Genomic DNA, 20,300 nt, shown 5'->3' with positions numbered 1-20,300 from the left:
ACACGACGCGGTTTAGCCGGCGACCAACACCCGGATCGCTTCCAGGCGCAGCGCCGCTTTCTCCAGCATCGCCAGGCCTTGTTCACGCTGCTTGCGCAGGGCGTCGATTTCACTGTCGCGAACGGTCGGGTTGACCGCCTGCAGCGCAGTCAGGCGCGCCAGCTCTTCGTCGGTTTCGGCGGCCAGGCGGCGCTGGGCTTCGGCGACACGCTCGGCATGGCGCGGCATGATCTTGGCTTCGCCACCGTTGATCCGCGGGGCCAGCACGTCGCGCTGGGCCTGGATGAACTTGTTGGCGCTGGCCTTGGGCACGCTTTCGAGCTGGTCGTTGAGGGTTTCGAAGGAAACTCGCGAAGCCAGGTCGTTGCCGTTGGTGTCGAGCAGGCAGCGCAAGGCGGCTGGCGGCAGGTAACGGCCCAGTTGCAGGGCGCGCGGGGCAACCACTTCGCTGACGTACAGCAGCTCCAGCAGCACGGTACCGGGCTTGAGCGCCTTGTTCTTGATCAGCGCCACCGAGGTGTTGCCCATCGAGCCGGACAGCACCAGGTCCATGCCGCCCTGGACCATCGGGTGCTCCCAGGTGATGAACTGCATGTCTTCACGCGACAGCGCCTGGTTGCGGTCGTAGGTAATGGTCACGCCTTCGTCGTCGCCCAGCGGGAAGCTGGCGTCGAGCATTTTTTCGCTCGGCTTGAGGATCAGGGCGTTTTCCGAATGGTCTTCGCTGTCGATGCCAAAAGCGTCGAACAGGGTTTCCATGTAGATCGGCAGGGCAAACTGGTCGTCCTGCTCAAGAATCGCCTCGACCAGTTCCTGGCCTTCACCGGCGCCACCGGAGTTGAGTTCCAGCAGGCGGTCGCGGCCGCTGTGCAGCTCGGCTTCCAGGCGCTCGCGCTCGGCACGGGCCTCGTCCACCAGCGCTTGCCACTCATCGTCGTCACCGCTTTCGAGCAGCGGCAGCAGGCGCGGGCCGAACTGGTGCTGCAAGGCGTTGCCGGTCGGGCAGGTGGCGAGGAAGGCGTTCAGGGCCTGGTTGTACCACTGGAACAGACGCTCTTGCGGGCTGTTCTGCAGGTGCGGCACGTGCAGTTCGATGGTGTGCTTCTGGCCGATCCGGTCCAGACGCCCGATACGCTGCTCGAGCAGGTCCGGGTGGGCGGGCAGGTCGAACAGCACCAGGTGATGGGCAAACTGGAAGTTGCGGCCTTCACTGCCGATTTCCGAGCAGATCAGCACCTGGGCGCCAAACTCTTCGTCGGCGAAGTAGGCGGCGGCGCGGTCACGCTCAAGGATGCTCATGCCTTCATGGAACACCGTGGCCGGAATGCCGGAGCGCACGCGCAGGGCGTCTTCCAGGTCCATGGCGGTTTCGGCGTGGGCGCAGATCACCAGGACCTTGACCCGCTTGAGCATCTTCAGGGTGTCGATCAGCCAGTCGACCCGTGGGTCGAAACGCCACCAGCGCTCTTCTTCGCTGCCTTCGCCCTGGGACTGGAAGGCCACTTCCGGGTACAGCTCGGCGTGCTCGCCCAGCGGCAGCTCCATGTACTGGTCGGGGTTGGGCAGCGGATAGGGGTGCAGGTTACGCTCAGGGAAGCCCAGGACGGCGGCGCGGGTGTTGCGAAACAGCACGCGGCCGGTACCGTGGCGGTCAAGCAGCTCGCGGATCAAGCGGGCGCTGGCCTGGGTGTCGCCATCGTTGACCGCGGCCAGCAAAGCTTCGCCTTCGGCACCGAGGAATCCTTCGATGGTAGCGTGGGCCTTGGGCGACAGGCGGCCTTCGTCGAGCAGTTCCTGTACCGCTTCGGCTACCGGGCGATAGTGTTCGCTCTCGGCGCGGAAGGCGGCCAGGTCGTGGAAACGGTTCGGGTCGAGCAGGCGCAGGCGGGCGAAGTGGCTGTCCTGGCCCAGTTGCTCCGGGGTGGCGGTCAGCAGCAGCACGCCGGGGATGACCTCGGCCAGTTGCTCGACCAGGGCGTATTCGGGGCTGACCTGCTCTTCATGCCAGACCAGGTGGTGCGCCTCGTCGACCACCAGCAAGTCCCAGCCGGCGGCAAACAACGCGTCCTGGGCCTTCTCGTCTTCTGTCAGCCATTCCAGGGCGACCAGCGCCAGCTGGGCATCCTCGAAGGGGTTGCCGGCGTCGCTTTCGATAAAGCGCTCGACATCGAACAGGGCGACCTCAAGGTTGAAGCGCCGGCGCATTTCCACCAGCCACTGGTGCTGCAGGTTCTCCGGGACCAGGATCAGCACGCGGCTGGCGCGGCCCGACAGCAGCTGGCGATGGATGACCAGGCCTGCTTCGATGGTCTTGCCCAGGCCTACTTCGTCGGCCAGCAGTACCCGCGGAGCGATACGGTCGGCCACTTCCCGGGCGATGTGCAGCTGGTGGGCAATCGGTTGTGCGCGGGTGCCGCCCAGGCCCCAGAGCGACGACTGCAGCTGACGGCTGGTATGTTCCAGAGTGTTGTAGCGCAGCGAGAACCACGGCAGCGGGTCGATCTGCCCGGCAAACAGGCGGTCGCTGGCCAGGCGGAACTGGATGAAGTTCGACAGCTGGGTTTCCGGCAGGGTGCGCGCCTGGTTCTGGGCGTCGAGGCCGTGATAGACCAGCAGGCCGTCGACATCCTCGACCTCGCGCACGGTCAGCTTCCACCCTTCGAAATGGGTGATCTGGTCGCCAGGCGAGAAGCGCACCCGGGTCAGGGGCGCATTGCGCAGGGAGTACTGGCGGGTGTCGCCAGTGGCCGGGTAGAGCACGGTCAACAAGCGGCCGTCCTGTGCCAGAACGGTCCCCAGACCCAGCTCGGCTTCGCTGTCGCTGATCCAGCGTTGCCCCGGTTGATACTGCTGCGCCATACTGCCTGACTCCCGCCATGAAAAGCCGACTATCTTAACGGATAGCTCTGTGCAGACCAAAGAGTCTAGCAACTTCATCGACGAAAACCGCTGTCGCCAGTGAGGGCCTGATACAGCCATGCCGATCTCCAACCCCTGGTTCATCCGAACACTGGCCGTGGCGGGACTGCTACTGCTGGGTGCCTGCGACAAGAAAGGTTTCGAAATACTTGCGCCGATTCCCACTGCGCAGCTTGAGGCCCTGGGCGTGCAATCGCCGGTGCAGAGCGTGCATTACCGCGACCACGAGGGCGAAGGCCTGCTCGTGCTGAGCCGCAATGACGATCAGGTCAGCGACGAGGAAACCGATCAGGACGTCGACCGCGTGGTGCTCAGTGCAACACTCTATGAGCGCCAGGGCGATGACAGCTTCAAGGCGCGCTGGAAGATCGAGAACGAGACCACCTGTGCCGGGCTCGACCTGGATGTCGGCTTCTATACCGATGTCAGCGGCGTCAGCGACCTGAACAACAACGGCGTGGCTGAACTGACGGTGGCCAGCCACGCCTTTTGTGGTGGCGGCATCGACCCCCATGAACTGCATGTCGAGCTGCGTGAAGGCCAGGCCAGCTATGCTATCAATGGCCAGTCGCTGATCGCGATCGAGGGCGATGAGCCCTATGGCGGTGAGCGCGAAGACAGCCCGTCGCTCAAGGACGCGCCGCAAGCCCTGCGCGATCATCTGAACGAAGTGTGGAACAAGGTGCTCAAACGTCCGTGGAGCGAAGCCCAGCCCGCGCCGACGGACGAGGAAGACGATCAGTAGCCGGCAATTGTGAAGCGCCCCGCACATTTTACCGGCCCTGGCTAAAGGCCCTAGGCCATCAGCCGACACACTGGCGACAGGAGATCACCCCATGCTGCCGCCCCTCATCCCGCTCAGCGCTGCACCCGTGACACAACAACTGGACCCGGTGAAGCCGACGCCGGACATCAAGCCCGTGGTCCCGGCCCAGCCGACCTCCAGTGACAGTGCCATCGACCTCAAGCAGCGTGACCCGGAGCAGGCGGCCATTCTCTTGCGCGAAGAGCAGCGGCGTCACCAGCGTCGGCGCCAGTCGAGCCAGGACGAAGAACTGTATCAAGCGCTGCCCGGCGATGAGGTCAACGCCGACAACACCGTGCCGGTGGCGCCGTTGATGGGTGAGCAGCCGCGCCAGGGGCTGCTGGTGGACATCGAAGTCTGAGGATACAAGCGCTACTGGTCAGCGCCGGCTGCAGCCTTCATCATTGCAGCACTGCAGTCAGCTTCCCGAGCCCACCATGAGCCAAGACGACAACCTGATCGACCTCGGTGCCGAACGTGCACGCCGGGTCCACGACCTCAATGAAAAGCGCCTGAACGAAGTTCGCCAGGCGTTCGAGCAGGCCATGCCGCTGGGCAAGGCGAAGAAGAAGCCCAAGGGCAAACCCAAGAAGCGTTGAAAACTTGATGCAGGTCAAGCCTGCACCCGCCTTGCGCGCCCGGTTCCGGGCGCTATTGACCTCGGTCAATTTCCTCCCCCGCCCCATTCGTTACCTTAAGCCCATCGGACAGGTTCAGGCGAATGGAGGCCGACATGTTCTTCGATAATGTGGTTATCGCTGGAGTGATTACAGTCGGTCTGATGCTGCTGTTCTTCGTCGGATTCGGAATTTTCATCTGGAAAGACTCGAACAAGCGCAAAGAGCGCTGATCCTTTTCAGTCACGAGCACGCAAGGCATTTAGGGCGACTTCGGTCGCCCATTTTTTTGTCCGGTGAAAAAACCTTTCAGCACCTCTGGACTATTAATAGTTAGCTAGCTAATAATTAAGCCCTGAACTTCTTGCCTCATTCTGACTATCTTTACCACACCGTCGTTCAAGGTGCGTCCCGTGCCCATCACGTTGCAGGCCCTGCTGGCGCCAAACAAATCCGCTGTGCAATTTGCCCTCAAGACCCTGCTTGGCGGCGGCCTGGCCCTGTGGCTGGCGCTGCGCTGGGGCCTTGAGCAGCCGGCCTGGGCCCTGATGACGGCATTCATCGTCGCCCAGCCGCTGTCGGGCATGGTGGTGCAGAAGGGCCTGGCGCGGCTGCTCGGCACGCTGGTCGGAACCGTCATGTCGGTGCTGTTCATCGGCGCCTTCGCCCAGACCCCGTGGCTGTTTTTGCTGGCCCTGGCCCTGTGGCTGGCGCTGTGTACCGCCTGCTCGACCTTGCTGCGCAGCGCCTGGGCCTATTCGTTCGTGCTGGCCGGTTACACGGTGGCGATCATTGCCCTGCCGGCCATCAACCATCCGCTGCTAGTGTTCGACCAGGCGGTGGCGCGCTGTACCGAGATCTGCCTGGGGATTGTCTGCGCTACTGCCACCAGCGCCTTGCTCTGGCCTATGCGCGTCGAGCAACAACTGAGCGGGCAGGCGCGGCAGGCCTGGCAAAGCGGTCTACAGGCCGCCAGTGCCGCCTTGAGTGGTGAAGCACAGGGACGCAAGGGCCTGCTGGAGATACTCGGGCGCATTGTCGCCGTTGATTCCCAGCGCGAGCATGCCTGGTTCGAAGGCAGCCTCGGCCGCCAGCGCGCCCGGGCGATTCGCGGGCTGAGCCAGAAGCTGCTGGTGCTGTTGCGTATTTCCCGTTCGGTGCGCCGGCAATGGCGGCAACTGGATGAGCAGCAGGCGCAGCACATGGCGCCCTGGCTCGAAGAGGTCCAGGCGCTGTTGGCCAATCCTGATCAGGCCAGCCTGTTTCTGTTGCGCCAGCGCGTTTGGGATGCTGCCCACGATGAGCGCATCAGCTCCGCCGAACACTACTGCCTGGCGCGCCTGACCCTGCTGCTGGACAACGCCATGGCCGCGACCCTGGCCCTGAGCGGGGTAGAGGAGGGCAAGCCGGCCGCCGATGTGCCCGACAGCCTGGCCGCTCACCGCGATGTGTCGCTGGCCCTGTTGTTCGGCTCGCGTAGCGCCCTGGCATTTCTGGCCATGGCCAGCTTCTGGCTGGCCACCGCCTGGCAGGCTGCCCCCGGTGGCCTGGTGTTGACCTGTGTAGTGTGCAGCCTGTTCGCCAGCCGCGAGAACGGCGCGCAGATCGGCATGAGCTTCCTGCGCGGGATTCTTCTGGCGATTCCGGTGGCGTTCGTGGTCGGGCAGATCCTGCTGCCGGAGCTCAGCAGTTTTGCCATGCTCTGCCTGGCCATGGGCGTGCCGCTGTTCTTTGGTGCCCTGGGCATGGCCAATCCGAAGATTGGCGCCACTGCGACCTCCTACTGCCTGCACTTCATCGTGCTGGTGGCGCCGCTGAATGTCATGAGTTTCGATGTCGCCACCTTCTTCAACAGCGCTCAGGCCATGCTGATGGGCGTCGGCGCCGCGGTGCTGGCATTCAAGCTGCTGGTGCTGCGCAACCCGGCCTGGCATGGCAAGCGCCTGCGCGCTGCCACCCAGAGCGACCTGGTGCGTCTGACCCGCCGTGAGTTGCGTGGCGCCGACACCTGGTTTGGCGGGCGCATGGCCGATCGGCTGCTGCAACTGGCCCGCCATTACAGTGCGTTGCCCGAGCAGGAGCGTGGGCGCTGGGATGATGGCCTGCACGGCCTGGATATCGGTGACGAACTGCTGCACCTGCGCATGTGCCTGGCGGTCGCCCAGGCGCCGCTGGCCGCGGCCGAGCGCCAGTACTTGCAACAACTTGAAGCGGTATTGGCCAGTGGCCCGGCTCCGGGTCGTGGCCAGCGCCTGGACGCTGCCAGCGAGCAGTTCATCGAGGCCCTGCAGCGAGTGCCGAGCAGTGACCCGCTGCGCCTGGCCGTTGGCGCCGTGCTGCAATTGCAGAAGAGCTGGGGCAAGTGGTGCCGTCGACAGGAGGAAATTCATGGGCTTGCGTGAGTGGGCGCTGGGCGGTGTGTTGCTCAGCCCGTTTCTGGTTTATGTGCTGCTGGCCTTGCTGCTGACCGGCGTGGTGCGCCTGTTGTTGCGCTACACGCCATTGGGGCGCTGGGTCTGGCATGAGGCGTTGTTCGACTGCGCGCTTTTCGTGTGTATTTTGACCCTGGTGACCCATGTGCTGGGGCCGTTATAAGGAGTGTGACCATGCGTGCTGCTGTACGTATCGCAGTAACCCTGTGCCTGGTGGTGGTGGCCATTTTTGCCGGATGGAAACTCTGGCAGTACTACATGCTCACGCCCTGGACCCGTGATGCGAAGATTCGCGCCGACGTGGTGATCATTGCTCCGGACGTGTCCGGCTGGGTGCGTGAGTTGAAGGTGCACGACAACCAGCAGGTCAAGGCCGGCGAGTTGCTCATGGCGATCGATCGCGACCGCTTCGAAGCGGCCCTGGACAAGGCCAATGCCGTGGCCGAAACCCGCCAGCAGCAACTGCGCCTGCGTGAACACGAAGCCTCGCGTCGTGCCGCCCTGGGGCCCCAGGCGATCAGCGCCGAGTTGCGCGAAAATGCCCAGATCAACGCCGCCGTTGCCCGTGGCGAGCTGCGCGAAGCGCTCGCCGAGGTCAAGGTCGCGGCCATCAACCTGGCGCGCAGCCAGGTCAAGGCGCCGCGCAACGGGCACATCACCAACCTGCGCCTGGCCGAAGGCAACTACGTCAATGCCGGGCAGTCAGTGATGGCCCTGGTGGATGATTCGACCTTTTACGTTCAAGCCTATTTCGAAGAGACCAAGCTGCCGCGCATCCGCGTAGGCGACCCGGTCAAGGTCTGGCTGATGAGTGCGGGTGAACCGATGCAGGGGCATGTCGAAAGCATCAGCCGCGGTATCACCGACCGCAACGCCAACCCCGACAGCCAGTTGCTCGCCGAAGTTGAACCGACGTTCAACTGGGTGCGCCTGGCCCAGCGCATTCCGGTACGGATCAAGCTCGACCAGGTGCCTGAAGGGGTCAACCTGAGCGCCGGCATGACCGCCAGCGTGCAGGTGCGCGAGGATGAAGTGCAGCGCTGAGCGCTTAAAGGAACATCCCGCCTGACACCTCCAGGCGCTGACCGGTAATCCAGCCGCCGCCATCGCCCAGCAACAGGGCAACCGCGGCGCCGATATCGTCTGGCAGGCCTACCCGACCCAGGGCGGTGTTGCCGGCGATAAAATCGTTGACCTCAGTGTTATCGCGCACAACGCCGCCGCCGAAGTCGGTCTCGATCGCCCCCGGGGCCAGGACATTGACACGAATGCCGCGGGCACCGAGCTCCTTGGCCTGATACCGGGTCAGCACTTCCATGGCGCCTTTCATTGCCGCGTAGGCGGCATAGCCGGGCAGGGCGAAGCGGGTCAGGCCGGTGGAGATGTTGACGATTCGGCCTTGGTCGGCAATCAGCGGCAGCAGGCGCTGGGTCAGGAAGAACGGGCCCTTGAGCTGGATGTTGAACAACTGTTCGAACTGCGCTTCGCTGGTTTCGCTGAACGGCGCGTTGATGCCGATACCCGCGTTGTTTACCAGAAAGTCCAATTGCTGGCGGCCGAATACGTGCTGCAGGGTTTCGCTTAACTGCTGGGCAAAGTCCTCGAAACTGGCGCTATTGCTCACGTCCAGTTGCAGCATGGCCGCACGCACACCGCTGGCCTCGAGGGTATTGACCAGTGCCTGGGCTTCATCGGCCTTGCTGTTGTAGGTCCCGATGATATCGATGCCCTGGGCCGCGAGGTGTAGGGCGGTGTTCTTGCCCAGGCCGCGGCTGGCACCGGTGATCAAAGCGAGTTTGCGGGTCATGGTGTGGTCCTCGTGGTTGAGCCGGTGGCTGAAGTTGAGAGGAGTTTATTGGTCTGAATTCTGCTGATAAATCCAGCAAATTCGGAAATACTGCTCGAGTAATTCGAACAATAGAGCGTTCGCCCATGAACAAGCTGGAATTGCTGCGCACCTTCGTGCGGGTCAGCGAGTTGTCGAGTTTCACCCTCGCCGCAGAAAGCCTGGGGTTGCCGCGTTCGAGTGTTTCCGAACAGGTCCGGGCGCTGGAAATGCTGCTCGGTGCGCGTCTGTTCAACCGCACCACGCGGCGGGTGCAGGCCACTCAGGAAGGCCTGCAACTGTACGAGCGTAGCAAAGACCTGCTGGCGCGCATGGATGAGCTCGAAGGGCTGTTCCGCACCGATGCCGCAGCCCTGAGTGGCCGCTTGCGAATCGATCTGCCGACCTTGATGGCGCGGCGCATCATTCTGCCGAACCTGCCGCAGTTCGTGGATCGCCACCCGGGCCTGATACTGGAGATCAGTTGCACCGATCGTCAGGTCGACCTGCTGCGTGAAGGCTTTGATTGCGTGCTGCGTATCGGCGTGTTGAGTGACCTGAACCTGGTCGCCCGGCCCCTGGGTAGCCTGCGCATGGTCAACTGCGCCAGTCCCGCCTACCTGGCCCGCTTTGGTACGCCGACCAGCCTTGCGGACTTGCCCGATCATCAGTTGATTCACTATGTGAGGCAACTGGGCGCCCGCAGCCCGGGCTTCGAGTATGAACAGGACGGCGCCACGCGGTATCGGACGATGGCCGGGGTGATCACGGTCAACAGTACCGAAGCCTATGAGAGCGCTTGCCTGGCGGGGCTCGGGATTATCCAGGCGCCGGCTGCCGGGTTGCGCGAATACCTGGAGCGCGGTGAACTGGTGTCCGTGCTGGAGGCGTACAGCGCACCGCCGATGCCGGTGTCATTGCTCTACGCCGGGCAACTGCACGTGCCGCAACGTGTCAGGGCCTTTATGGACTGGCTGGCGCAGTTGCTTCAGGCACAACTCGATCCAGTGGCAGGCGGAAGGTAAACAGCGTTCCGGCCTCGGCGCTCGACACCACTTCCATACACCCGCCGTGGGCCAGGGCGATCTGGTTGGCAATGTACAGGCCCAGGCCGAGGCCGGGCTGCGGTGCATCGTCACGTGGTCGCGAAAAGGGCTGGAACAATTGCGCCATGACCTGTGGCGCAATGGGCTCGCCCAGGTTGTGCACGCCGAGGACGAACACCTGCTCGCGGATATCCGCCATGACATCCACCGGGCTGTCGGCAGCGCCATGGGTCAGGGCATTGGCGATCAGGTTGGACAGCAACTGGGTAACCCGCTCGCGGTCGCAGTGCAGGCCGCTGAGGTCGCCGATGTTCAGGCGGATCAGCCGTTCGGGGTGCACCCGTTTCAGCTCCGAGGCCACGTGGCAGAGGGCTTCGGCCAGGTCCGGGCAGGGCTGGACGTTGATCATGATGCCATTGCCCAGGCGGCCGCGGGCAAAATCGAGGACATCGCGTACCAGCTGGTTGGCGCGTCGTCCGCAGGTGAGGATGTGCTGGGCGATGGCGCGGCTTTTTTCATCCTGCAGGCGCTGAGCCAGCAACTCCGCGCCTGCGGTAATGGCGAACAGTGGATTGCGCAGGTCATGGCCGAGCACGGCGATGAACTGTTCGCGCAGGTCGGCGATGGCGCGTGCTTCCTCCAGGGCCTGCTCGGTCTGCTGGGCATTCTCTTCGCTTTCGATCTGGATCGACAGCACGCGGGCGAAGGACTCCATCATTGGCTGGATGGCGCTGCCCTTGAGCTCGGCAGGCAAAGGGTCGAGGGCGCAGATAGTGCCGAAGAAACTGCCGTCGGTGCGAAACACCGGCACCGAGATATAGCTTTCGAACTTGTAGATGCGCGGTGTGTGATGGTTGCAGTACAGCTCGTCTTTGCTGGCCTTGTCGATCACGATGGTCTGGTGGCTGGCGCGGATCTCGTGGCACAGGGTGGTGATCAGGTCCAGCTCGCCGCCGACCTCCAGGCCAAAACCCAGCGAGTCGAGAACCGCGCAGGCCGTCCAGCTGCTGTCGGTGACCCGGGCGACTGCCGCAAAACGCATGCCGGTGGTCTCGCAGATAACTTGCAGGATGGCAGGTACTGCGTTGATACGGCTGATCGTGGCGATATCGGAAGTGACGGGGGTGCTCATGAATCATCCACGTTCGCTGACGGCTGGGAGGCGTTGAGAAGGATAAGTCTAGCGAGCAACTGGCGCCTGGGTAAAAAAATCCTTTACCGGATGCGATGAATTTCCATTAACCTTGGCCCCGAGTTGCCCGTCAGAGCGCAACCCCTTTCGCCAGCGTGCCAATCCCCTGTTCAAGCGAGGTTTGACATGCACATCACATCCCAGGACATCTGCGCCGCTGCCGACCAGCTCAAGGGCTTTGTCGGTTTTCACCGCAAGCTTGGCAAGCACATCGTGCGATTCAGCGAAGACTCGTTCGGCATGGACGTGGCTGACGACAGCATTACCCCCAGCAGCGAATTCGTCTGGCAGGGCGCCGATGGTGAGGTCATGACCTTGAGCCGTGCCTTGATCGAGATCCTTTTGGCGCAGAATGTCGATGAGCGGCTCAATGTGACGGAGCCGCTGCGGGTGTATCTGCGCCGCAAGGACCTGCCGGAAATCGCCGCGCAGCGGCGCTTGCGGGCCTGATCGCGGGGCAAGCCCGCTCCCACTGCAGGAGCGGGCTTGCCCCGCGATGCGTCTCAGTCTTGCGCCGCCCAGACCGGCGGGGTTCGCCCGCGCCAGGGCAACGCCTGTTCCAGCTGCCCGGCCAGGCTCAGCAGCAGGCGCTCACCTGCTGCACCCGCCGTGAACTGCATGCCGATCGGTAAACCGCTGGCCGCATCCTGAGACAACGGCAGCGACATCGACGGCGTGCCGCTGATGTTGGCCAGGGCAGTGAAAGGAGAGTGGTTGAACACCCGGTGCATCCAGCCCAATCCATCGAGCTGCTCCTGCCCGGCGTTGTAGGCACCGACTACTGGCGGCAACTCGCTCAGGGTCGGACTCAGCAACAGGTCAAAACGCTGGAAGAACCCGCCCAGTTGCCGACTGACCAGGTTGCGCTGATCCATCGCCGCCAGCAGGTCGATAGCCGACAGCGCTTTACCATAGCGATGCAGCGCCAGTGTGGCCGGTTCCAGCCAGTCACCGTTGAGCGGGCGGCAAGTCTCGGCACCCAGGGCATCAAGCCAGGCCGCTGTATTGCTGGCCCAGAAACGCGCATTCATCTCGACGAAAGCGTCCCACGACATGCCGATATCCAGGTCCACCAGTTCGCACTGGTGACCAAGATGTTCCAGGGTCTGGACCACCCCCTGCAAAGCCTCAACCATCAACGGATTGCTGCGCTGACCATTGAGCGGATGCAGTTGCACGGCAATTCTCAAGGGACCAGGCACTTGCTTCACTGCACTCAGGTAACTGCCTTTGGCCGGTGCCACCTGGAACGGATCGCCAGGTTCCGGCCCGGTCATGCAATCGAGCAGCAGGGCGCTGTCGCGTACCGAACGGCTGAGCACACCCTGCACCGCCAGGCCGTTCCAGGCTTCGTCCAGGAACGGCCCCATGGAAATCAGCCCGCGGCTGGGCTTCAAGCCAAACAAACCGCAGGCCGCAGCAGGCACCCGGATCGAACCGCCACCATCGGTGGCATGGGCAACGGGCACCATACCGCTGGCAACTGCTGCTGCCGAACCACCGCTGGAACCACCGGCGCTGCGGTTCAGGTCCCAGGGGTTGCGGGTCGGGCCGCACAGGCGCGATTCGGTGGTGGTGCTGACGGCCAGTTCCGGCGTGGTGGTGCGCCCCAGGGTGACCAGCCCGGCCCGGCGAAAACGCTGCATCAGGAACGAATCGGCCGTACTGCCGGTACCTTGTGCCAGGCGGCTGCCGAACTCGTGGGCGCGGCCCTGCATGCTGATCGCCAGGTCCTTGATCAGAAACGGCACGCCGTTCAACGGCCCTTCAGCGCGGGCGGGTAGAGGTTCGTCATGCCAGTGCTCGGCCAGCGCATTGACCTTTGGCTCGACGTCGGCGATGGCCTGCCGCGCTGCCGCCTGCACTTCGTCGGCACTGACTTGCTCTTGAGCAATCAGGTCGGCCAGGCCGATGGCGTCGAACTGCACATATTCACTCACCTTCATTGCGCACTCCCGTGACAATTGACGATAAAATACCGATGGGTATCGAACGATACTCATGAGTATAGAGTGATACTTGTTAGTATCGTCGTCAACCGGAGTCTGCCCATGCGTTCGCAACGAATCGCCCGTCTGCCCCCTCGTGAGCGGGTCCTGGATGCCGCCCACGAGCTGTTTTTCAATGAGGGCATCAGCCGCGTCACCGTCGATGCCATTGCCGCGAAGGCTGAAACCACCAAGATGACCGTGTACCGGCATTTCGAGTCCAAGGACGTTCTGGTACTGGAATGGCTGCGCCTGTTGATGGCCGAGTACGATGAAGTCTGGGCGCGTTTGGCCGAGCAGTTCAGCGGCCAGCCAGCGCGGCAGATCCTCGGCTTTGCCGAATTCCTGGTCCAGGAGCCGGTGCTGTCTTCGCACCGTGGTTGCGCCTACACCAACACCCTGGCAGAGCTGCCGGTGTGCGACAGCCCGGCGCGCGAGCTGATCGAGGCGCACAAGCGTCGTCAGGCGGCACGCTTGGTGCGCTTGTGCGAGGAGGCGGGGATGGTCGAGCCAGAGCAGGCAGCGTTCGAGCTGACGCTGCTGCTCGAGGGAGTACAAATCGTCGCGCAGAACAAGGGCTTCGACGAGGTCGGGCCGAACCTGCTCAAGCTGGTTCGGGCCCGGCTTGGTTTGCCTGCGGCCTAGGAAACACCGGCGCGGCTGTTCTTTCCTGATTGCAGTAGCGCTTCGAAGGCCAGTTTGTCGATCGGCTTGCTCAGGTAGTAGCCCTGCACCTCATGGCACTTCTCCTTGCCAAGGGCCATGAGTTGCTGCTCGGTTTCCACCCCTTCGGCGGTCACGGTCAAGCCCATGGCCTTGCCCAGGTTGATGATCGCCTGAACCACGGCACGGTCGTTGCCATCGCTGCTGAGCCCGGCGATAAAGCGCTTGTCGATCTTGATGCTGTCGAACGGGTAGGTGCGCAGGTAGCCCAGCGACGAGTAGCCGGTGCCGAAGTCGTCCATGTTCAGGCGCACGCCCAGTTCCTTGAGTGCGTTCATGGTCCCTAGCGCGCCTTCGATATCGTTGAGCATCACATTCTCGGTGATCTCCAGTTCCAGGCGCTGGGCCGGGAAGCCGGTCTCCACCAGGATCTCGTGAACATCCTTGACCACGTCACTGCGCGAGAACTGCGCGGGCGACAGGTTCACCGACACCAGCAGGTTGGCTGGCCAGTTGCGGGCGGTTTCGCAGGCTTCGCGTAGCACCCAGCGGCCCAGGGGCGCGATCAGGTCGGTCTGCTCGGCCAGGGGAATGAAGGTGTCCGGACCAAGCAGGCCCTCGACCGGATGCTGCCAACGCACCAGCGCCTCGACCGAAACGATCTCAAGGGTTTCCAGGCGGTAGCGCGGCTGGTAGTGCAGAACGAACTCGTTGTTTTTCAGCGCCTTGCGCAAGTCGTTTTCCAGCTGGCGGCGGTACTGGATCTGCTCGTTCATTTCCGGCGAGAAGTAGCGCCAGGTGTTCTTGCCCTCGGCCTTGGCCTGGTACAGGGCGATATCGGCGCAGCGGATCAGTTCACCCGCATCGAAACCCTGCAGGCGCGTCTGCGCCACACCCAGGCTGGCGCCGATATGCAGGGCCTGCTCTTCGAAGTAGATCGGCTGGTGCAGGCTGTCGATCAAGCGCCCGCAAAAGCGGTCGATCTCGTTGCGGCTGTCCATGCCGTTCATTACCAGCACGAACTCGTCGCCACCCAAGCGCGCCACCAGGTCGCCGTCGCGGGTCGATTCGCGCAAGCGTGCGGCCACTTCCAGCAGGACGGCGTCGCCAGCGGCGTGGCCGAGGGAATCGTTGATCGGCTTGAAGCTGTCCAGGTCGAGCAGCAACAGGGTCAGCGGCGTGGCTTCCTGGCCCTTGAGCAACGCGTGATCGAGGAAGCGCGAGAGCTTGTTGCGGTTGGCCAGGCCCGTCAGCGCATCGTGCATCGACAGGTGCTGTATGCGTGCGTGGGCAGCCACTTCATCGGTAATGTCGCTGGCGGTGCCGCGATAACCGGCCAGTTTGCCGTCGAACATGATCGAGCGCGCCGAAACCCGGCAAAACCGTACCTGGCCACTCTGATCGCGATAGGCGCAGCGCAGGTTGGCAACTTGCGGCGAGTCGGCGTCGGCCTGGTTATCCAGCCATTGGATCAGCGGCGTGGTCTCGCAACTGAGCAGCTGGTTGAGCGGTTGGCCCAGCCAGTCTTCGCTCTGAAAGCCGGTAACCGCGACAAAACGCTGGGACAAGTAGCTCAGGCGGTGATGACGGTCGGTTTCCCAGATCCAGTCCGACGCCGCTTCGGCCACCGCACGAAACCGTTGCTCGCTGGCCTCCAGCGCCTGATTGCTGGCCTGAAGGCTACGCAGGTTGGCGTCGATTTCTCGTGATGTGCGCAGCGCATAGCGGAAGAAGTACACCATCAGCAAACCCAGCACCAGCATGGCGCCAAGCAACGGCGGCAACACCGCCCAGAGCAACTGGTCGCCAGGGCGCGGGGTGATCCAGTCGAGCCGGTAGCCGGTATCGCCCAACAGCAGGCTGGGTTGATCACCCAGGGGGGCGTTGGCTTTCTCGATGTGCATGCCGTTGAGACCGACGCCGGTGCCCAGGCGGGTGAGCTTTTCCGGGGTCAGCTGATCAACGAAGAGCATCACCGAGGTGGTTTGCGGATCGATGCTCAGCACTTCGTCGTCCGGGCGAATGGCCGCAGCCACCAGCACCGCGGGCCAGCCATTGAACAGCACGTGCTCGGTGATCTGCTGGCGTTCGGCGGCAACATTGCGCGCCTTGGCGATGATCGGGGGCAGCGGGTTCTCTATATATGTACCGGCCGGCGCTTTGCTCAGCTGGCCCTTGAACAGCGCGTACTTGGTGATCTGGTCGTCGACAACGAACACCCCTTCGTAGCCGCTGGCGGTGTAGAGCGAATCGCCGACGTTCTTCTCTTCATAGGCCCAGTGCAGGTCGGGGCTGCCATTGAGGTGATCGTAGGCGGCGTTCCATACCGCATAGCTGGAGAGGAACTGGCGCGACGACTCCAGGCGCTGCTCCAGGGCCTTATGGGCGTAGAAGCTGCTTTTTTCCCGCTCGTTGGCATTGAGCGTGGTGGCGATATTGAACAATGCCCCCAGGGCGATCAGGCAGGCCAGGGCGAACAGCGCCGCTATCGCGGCAATGAGTTTGCGCGTCTGCAGGCTGGGGCGTTGGCTGGCTGGCGGAGCATCGGCAATCCTGTCCATACGCGGGCTGATCCTTGTTGAAGCTGCATCCCTGCGGCCAGGCCGCAAGGACGAACGTTCAGTCAGGATAGGCCAGCTTCAGCGCGGTGAGGTCCGAATGGGCGAAATTGACCTGGTTACGGCCTGCTTTCTTCGCGCAGTACAGGGCTTTGTCGGCCTCATTGAGCCAGGCTTCCGGGCCGGGCAGGGCCTCGTTGCAACTGGCCAGGCCGATACTCAGGCTGATGCGCAGCTCCGGCAATTGCGGGTTGCGATAGCTGCCGACCCGCTCGCGCAGGCGTTCCATGGCCTGGCTCGCGTGCTCCAGGCGGGTGTCCGGGAGGATCACGCAGAACTCGTCACCCCCGTAACGCCCGGCCAGGTCGTCCTCGCGCAGGGTGCGCTTGAGTTCATTGCTCAACTGGTGCAGGACGCAATCGCCGACCACATGGCCGTAAGTGTCGTTGATGGTCTTGAAGTGATCGATGTCGATGATTGCGATCACCGCCTCGCGGCGTTGCTGCTGGCAGATCTGAAACTTGAGCTGCAGCAGGTCTTTCCACGAGCCGTGATTGAGCAGGCCGGTCAGGCTGTCGGTACGGCTCAGGGCGCTGAGTCGGCGCTTGTGTTCAGACAGCTTCATCGCCAGGCGATAGCAGACCCAGCCGACGGCCATGGGGTAGAGGGTCAGCATCGGCAGGCAGGCATAGACTTGCAGGGTGCTGGCGTGCAGTTGCAGCCCAGGGCCGAACAGGGCGATCGACAGCAGCATGCCCAGGCCCTGGATCAACAGGCCCTTGAAGAACAGGCGCTGGCCACCGGCAGCGAAATTATTCATGGCCATCATCGCCAGGATGGTCACGCTGGGCAGCGGGTTGAATTGCAGAGTGGCGGTCCAGAACCCGCCCATCAGCGAGTCCAGTTGCAGGTTGCGGTACTCGGCGTGGTACGGAACGTTGGCGCGCAGGGCGATCTGATAGGCCAGGTGCGGCCAGGCCAGGCCGTTGAACAGCAGCAGGCCCCAGACCCAGGACGGCACAGGCAGGCTGGAAATCCCGGCCATTACGCTGAGCATGCCGATCCCCAGGCCGATGATACGCGGCAGGTAAATCCGCCTTACAAATGAAAGTCCCTTACCGCTTTTCTTTTCCATCATGGATGCTGGTCTGTTCCGGGGCGCCGTTTATCGCATAATTGCTGTCAATATTGTTGAACAATCGCAGGCTGTTGAAAAATGGCCTTACAAGCCATTTCACGGTTGATCCAATCACTGTGGGGTACCATGAAACTTACCTTCATCCTTGGAGTGTTTCTGCTCATGGCCCCGCTGACCTCCCAGGCCGGTGAACCGGCTCAACGCCAGGATGGGCGTTATCGCAACCAGGCGCAGTTGCCACAGGACGGGGTGATGAAAAAACTGCGCATTGGCCTTAAGTACCTGTTGCTTAAAAAACCCGCCGATACTCGGCCCAGTGTCAGTATTGCGGTGCAGCCCCTGAGTCGCCAGCAGTTGCTGGAGGCGCCGGACCACAGTGTTTGGCGGTTGGGCCACTCCACGGTACTGCTGAAACTGCGCGAGCGCTTCTTCATTACCGACCCGGTGTTCGCCGAGCGCGCCTCGCCGGTGCAATGGGCCGGCCCCCGGCGCTTTCATCAGCCGCCACTGAAACTAGACGAGTTGCCGCCGTTAACCGCCGTCATCCTTTCCCACGATCACTTCGATCATCTCGACGAGCAGGCCATACGCCAACTGGCCACCAGCACCGAGCATTTCATCGCCCCCCTGGGCGTGGGCGATATCCTGATCGCCTGGGGCGTGCCGGCGACCAAGGTCCGGCAACTGGATTGGTGGCAGGAAACCAGTGTCGAAGGCGTACGATTCATCGCGACCCCGGCTCAGCATTTTTCCGGACGTGGCCTGTTCGACAGCAACAGCACCCTGTGGGCGTCCTGGGTGATGATCGATGACCAGCTGAAGGTGTTTTTCAGTGGCGATACCGGCTATTTCGATGGCTTCAAGGCGATCGGCAAGCAGTACGGCCCCTTCGACCTGACCCTGATCGAAACCGGCGCCTACAACCTCAACTGGCCCGATGTACATATGCAGCCCGAGCAGAGTCTGCAGGCGCACCTTGACCTGCGTGGGCGCTGGCTGCTGCCGATTCATAACGGCACTTTTGACCTTTCCACCCACAGTTGGCATGAACCGTTCGACCGCATCCTGGCCCTGGCCAACGCTGCTCAGGTGCCGTTGAGTACGCCGCAGATCGGCGAGCGGGTCAGCATCGAGCAGCCGCATAGTGGGCCGGCCTGGTGGCAGTCCAAGCCACAACGGGAGCTGCGTCCGGGCGGCGAACGGGTGCTGGCGGCGCGAGAACCCTAGGGTTTCTTGCCTGCCGACTGGTCTTTTTGCCGGTCACGCCGGGGTAGGGCAGTGGGCGGCTTGCTGCTGTCGCTACGCACCTGGGCGTGGCTGATCAGGGCGAAAATGAAGCTGCCGCCAATGATGTTGCCGATCAGGGTCGGCGCGGCGAAGTCCAGCCAGAATGCCGTCCAGCTGACTTCGCCGGCCCAGACCAGATAGGACACTTCCACCGAGCCGACGACGATATGGGTGAAATCACCCAGGGCCATCAGGTAGGTGATCATCAGGATGATCCACGCCTTGGCGCTTTCCATCGACGGGATCATCCAGACCATGGTGGCGATCATCCAGCCCGAGATGATGCCCTTGGCAAACATCTGGTTCAGGTCGTTTTCCATCACCTTGCGGCCGACGTCGAGGAAGGCGACGTCGGTCTTGCTGTCGAAGATCGGCAGGTTGAGCATCACATAGGACACCAGGATGGTGCCGGCCAGATTGCCGAGCAGCACCACCGACCATAAACGTAGCAAGCGACCGAAGTTGCGCAGGCTCGGTTCGGTCATCACCGGCAGTACCGCGGTCAGGGTGTTTTCGGTAAACAGTTGCTGGCGGGCCAGGATCACGGCAAGAAATCCGGCCGAGTAACCCAGGCTGGCGATCACCTGGCTGCTGTCGTCTTCGGGCAGGCGCGAATAGAACAGCCCCATGGCCATCAGCGACAGGCCCATGCTCAGCCCGGCGGCAAGTGCCGACCAGAACAGCGCGGCGATGGTGCGCTCCAGCTCCTGGTCACCCTGGAAGCGAATGATCTCGTGCAATACCGCCGCGCGGGGTGGCTGGTTATGGCTGACTTCCTGCTCTTCGTCTGCAGACAGGCCGGGGGTTTTGCCGCTTTGCGCTTCACTCATGGCGGTGGCTCATCTATGGGGTGCCTTATCTACAGATCGACGCTGCTTCGATTAGTTGCCTGCCTCCAGCAGGTTCAGTGCCAGTTGCGCGACCTGCAGGGGCGTGCGGGCGTCTTCGTGCAAGTCATCCTCGAGAAACCAGGCCGCCGACAAACCACACCAGGCGACGATCCACTGCAGCATGTGCTGACGAGGCAGGTCGGCTGTTTCGCAAACAATCTGCACGCGCCGCTGAAAACAGTGTGGGTCGGTGGCCAGAGCGTGGGTCGGATTACAGAACAGGTTGGCGTAGTCGAAGGCGCGGTCGCCGTAGAGGTGCTTGGGGTCGATGGCCAGCCAGCCTCTGTTGCCGAAGTCGAGAACGTTGCCGTGGTGGATATCTCCATGCAGCACCCTCTGTTCGCCGGGGGAGGCGAGCAACTGGCTGGCAATGTCGGCGCAACGTCGGTACAGCCCGCCATTTTCTTCGGCGGCGGGCCACAGGCCGGAAAACCAGGGTTGGAGCTCGACCAGTGGCGGCAGCGGCTGGTCCCGTGGTGCATGCAGGCGGGCAATCGCCGTGCAGAGGATGCGCGTGGCCTCTTCGTCGCGACCGTGTTGAGCATAATCGGCCAGTGAGGCGGTCCCCTGAGCCCGCTCAAGCAGGACGGCGTGATCGGTGTGCTCGAGCACCGCGGCGGCGCCTTGGCCATCCCACCACTGCATCAACAAGGCACCGGACTGTTCTTCGGGTTCGTGGGCGATTTTGAGCATCGCTGCCTTGCCTTTATAAAGGACGGGCAGCAAGTGGCTGCTGTGGGTGATGATTGGCTCGCCGTCGGCGGTTAATTGCCAGTGTTGCAGGTAAGGTTCAAACATAGTGCCTCCCAGGGCAGGCCGGTACTCTCTATATAAGGTGCTCATTCTATATAAGGTGCTCATTTTGCCTTTGTTCAATGTTTTTTGAATTAACCCTTGACGCCCGATTTAATCTCTCTATAATTCGCCCCACTTCCGGCGC

19 protein-coding genes are annotated in these 20,300 nt (G+C 62.9%); 11 read left to right on the top strand and 8 right to left on the bottom strand.

Features of this window, described 5'->3' with window-relative positions:
• Positions 1 to 12: 12 nt before the first annotated feature.
• Positions 13 to 2,859: an RNA polymerase-associated protein RapA gene (gene rapA / locus ABM562_RS10290; protein WP_115085674.1), complete on the bottom strand. Its 2,847-nt coding sequence runs from the start codon at positions 2,857 to 2,859 to the stop codon at positions 13 to 15.
• A gap of 118 nt (positions 2,860 to 2,977) precedes the next feature.
• Here rapA and ABM562_RS10285 point away from each other — a divergent pair, with 118 nt between their 5' ends.
• From ABM562_RS10285 to ABM562_RS10255, 7 genes are all read left to right on the top strand, one after another.
• The gene (locus ABM562_RS10285; RefSeq protein ID WP_115085675.1) at positions 2,978 to 3,664 is read left to right on the top strand and encodes a M949_RS01915 family surface polysaccharide biosynthesis protein; all 687 of its coding nucleotides are present in this window, start codon (positions 2,978 to 2,980) and stop codon (positions 3,662 to 3,664) included.
• 91 nt (positions 3,665 to 3,755) lie between these two features.
• Positions 3,756 to 4,085, top strand: a complete 330-nt coding sequence (locus ABM562_RS10280; protein WP_115085676.1) for an aspartate-semialdehyde dehydrogenase — start codon at positions 3,756 to 3,758, stop codon at positions 4,083 to 4,085.
• Between the two features lie 76 nt (positions 4,086 to 4,161).
• Positions 4,162 to 4,323, top strand: a complete 162-nt coding sequence (locus tag ABM562_RS10275; protein ID WP_010221101.1) for a hypothetical protein — start codon at positions 4,162 to 4,164, stop codon at positions 4,321 to 4,323.
• A gap of 134 nt (positions 4,324 to 4,457) precedes the next feature.
• On the top strand, positions 4,458 to 4,574 hold the full coding sequence (ccoM, locus tag ABM562_RS10270; RefSeq protein ID WP_276330486.1) for a cytochrome c oxidase subunit CcoM: 117 nt from the start codon (positions 4,458 to 4,460) through the stop codon (positions 4,572 to 4,574).
• 180 nt (positions 4,575 to 4,754) lie between these two features.
• Complete coding sequence (locus ABM562_RS10265; RefSeq protein ID WP_460421790.1) at positions 4,755 to 6,743, top strand: FUSC family protein; 1,989 nt, start codon at positions 4,755 to 4,757, stop codon at positions 6,741 to 6,743.
• Complete coding sequence (locus ABM562_RS10260; RefSeq protein WP_010221104.1) at positions 6,730 to 6,936, top strand: DUF1656 domain-containing protein; 207 nt, start codon at positions 6,730 to 6,732, stop codon at positions 6,934 to 6,936. Before ABM562_RS10265 ends, ABM562_RS10260 begins: the two co-directional genes overlap by 14 nt.
• A gap of 11 nt (positions 6,937 to 6,947) precedes the next feature.
• The gene (locus ABM562_RS10255; protein WP_115085679.1) at positions 6,948 to 7,817 is read left to right on the top strand and encodes an efflux RND transporter periplasmic adaptor subunit; all 870 of its coding nucleotides are present in this window, start codon (positions 6,948 to 6,950) and stop codon (positions 7,815 to 7,817) included.
• 4 nt (positions 7,818 to 7,821) lie between these two features.
• Here ABM562_RS10255 and ABM562_RS10250 read toward each other — a convergent pair whose 3' ends face one another.
• Positions 7,822 to 8,580, bottom strand: a complete 759-nt coding sequence (locus ABM562_RS10250; RefSeq protein WP_134061559.1) for an SDR family NAD(P)-dependent oxidoreductase — start codon at positions 8,578 to 8,580, stop codon at positions 7,822 to 7,824.
• Positions 8,581 to 8,705: 125 nt separating this feature from the next.
• Here ABM562_RS10250 and ABM562_RS10245 point away from each other — a divergent pair, with 125 nt between their 5' ends.
• Entirely contained in the window at positions 8,706 to 9,623 is a 918-nt protein-coding gene (locus ABM562_RS10245; protein ID WP_460421787.1) for a LysR family transcriptional regulator, read from the top strand.
• Here ABM562_RS10245 and ABM562_RS10240 read toward each other — a convergent pair.
• Positions 9,562 to 10,776, bottom strand: coding sequence for a GAF domain-containing sensor histidine kinase (locus ABM562_RS10240; RefSeq protein WP_115085682.1), 1,215 nt, complete (start codon positions 10,774 to 10,776; stop codon positions 9,562 to 9,564). The genes ABM562_RS10245 and ABM562_RS10240 overlap by 62 nt on opposite strands.
• 186 nt (positions 10,777 to 10,962) lie before the next feature.
• Here ABM562_RS10240 and ABM562_RS10235 point away from each other — a divergent pair, with 186 nt between their 5' ends.
• Entirely contained in the window at positions 10,963 to 11,286 is a 324-nt protein-coding gene (locus ABM562_RS10235; protein ID WP_115085683.1) for a DUF2025 family protein, read from the top strand.
• A gap of 53 nt (positions 11,287 to 11,339) precedes the next feature.
• Here ABM562_RS10235 and ABM562_RS10230 read toward each other — a convergent pair whose 3' ends face one another.
• Positions 11,340 to 12,782, bottom strand: a complete 1,443-nt coding sequence (locus tag ABM562_RS10230; RefSeq protein WP_346617922.1) for an amidase — start codon at positions 12,780 to 12,782, stop codon at positions 11,340 to 11,342.
• A gap of 105 nt (positions 12,783 to 12,887) precedes the next feature.
• Here ABM562_RS10230 and ABM562_RS10225 point away from each other — a divergent pair, with 105 nt between their 5' ends.
• Positions 12,888 to 13,469 carry a TetR/AcrR family transcriptional regulator gene (locus ABM562_RS10225; protein ID WP_115085685.1) on the top strand — a complete coding sequence of 194 codons (582 nt, stop codon included), beginning with the start codon at positions 12,888 to 12,890 and terminating at the stop codon, positions 13,467 to 13,469.
• Here ABM562_RS10225 and ABM562_RS10220 read toward each other — a convergent pair.
• Both ABM562_RS10220 and ABM562_RS10215 read right to left on the bottom strand, forming a co-directional pair.
• The gene (locus ABM562_RS10220; protein ID WP_115085686.1) at positions 13,466 to 16,048 is read right to left on the bottom strand and encodes a bifunctional diguanylate cyclase/phosphodiesterase; all 2,583 of its coding nucleotides are present in this window, start codon (positions 16,046 to 16,048) and stop codon (positions 13,466 to 13,468) included. The two genes, ABM562_RS10225 and ABM562_RS10220, sit on opposite strands and share 4 nt — an antisense overlap.
• 58 nt (positions 16,049 to 16,106) lie before the next feature.
• Positions 16,107 to 17,180, bottom strand: coding sequence for a diguanylate cyclase (locus ABM562_RS10215; RefSeq protein WP_115085703.1), 1,074 nt, complete (start codon positions 17,178 to 17,180; stop codon positions 16,107 to 16,109).
• Positions 17,181 to 17,309: 129 nt separating this feature from the next.
• Between ABM562_RS10215 and ABM562_RS10210 the strand changes: the two genes are divergently transcribed.
• On the top strand, positions 17,310 to 18,410 hold the full coding sequence (locus tag ABM562_RS10210) for an MBL fold metallo-hydrolase (protein WP_115085704.1): 1,101 nt from the start codon (positions 17,310 to 17,312) through the stop codon (positions 18,408 to 18,410).
• Here ABM562_RS10210 and ABM562_RS10205 read toward each other — a convergent pair.
• Both ABM562_RS10205 and ABM562_RS10200 read right to left on the bottom strand, forming a co-directional pair.
• Entirely contained in the window at positions 18,407 to 19,300 is an 894-nt protein-coding gene (locus ABM562_RS10205) for a formate/nitrite transporter family protein (RefSeq protein ID WP_115085687.1), read from the bottom strand. The genes ABM562_RS10210 and ABM562_RS10205 overlap by 4 nt on opposite strands.
• Positions 19,301 to 19,351: 51 nt before the next feature.
• Positions 19,352 to 20,158, bottom strand: coding sequence for an aminoglycoside phosphotransferase family protein (locus tag ABM562_RS10200; protein ID WP_115085688.1), 807 nt, complete (start codon positions 20,156 to 20,158; stop codon positions 19,352 to 19,354).
• Positions 20,159 to 20,300 lie beyond the last annotated feature (142 nt).

It is taken from the genome of Pseudomonas sp. ZL2 (assembly GCF_054788455.1).
This window is presented reverse-complemented; position numbering and strand designations above follow the sequence as displayed.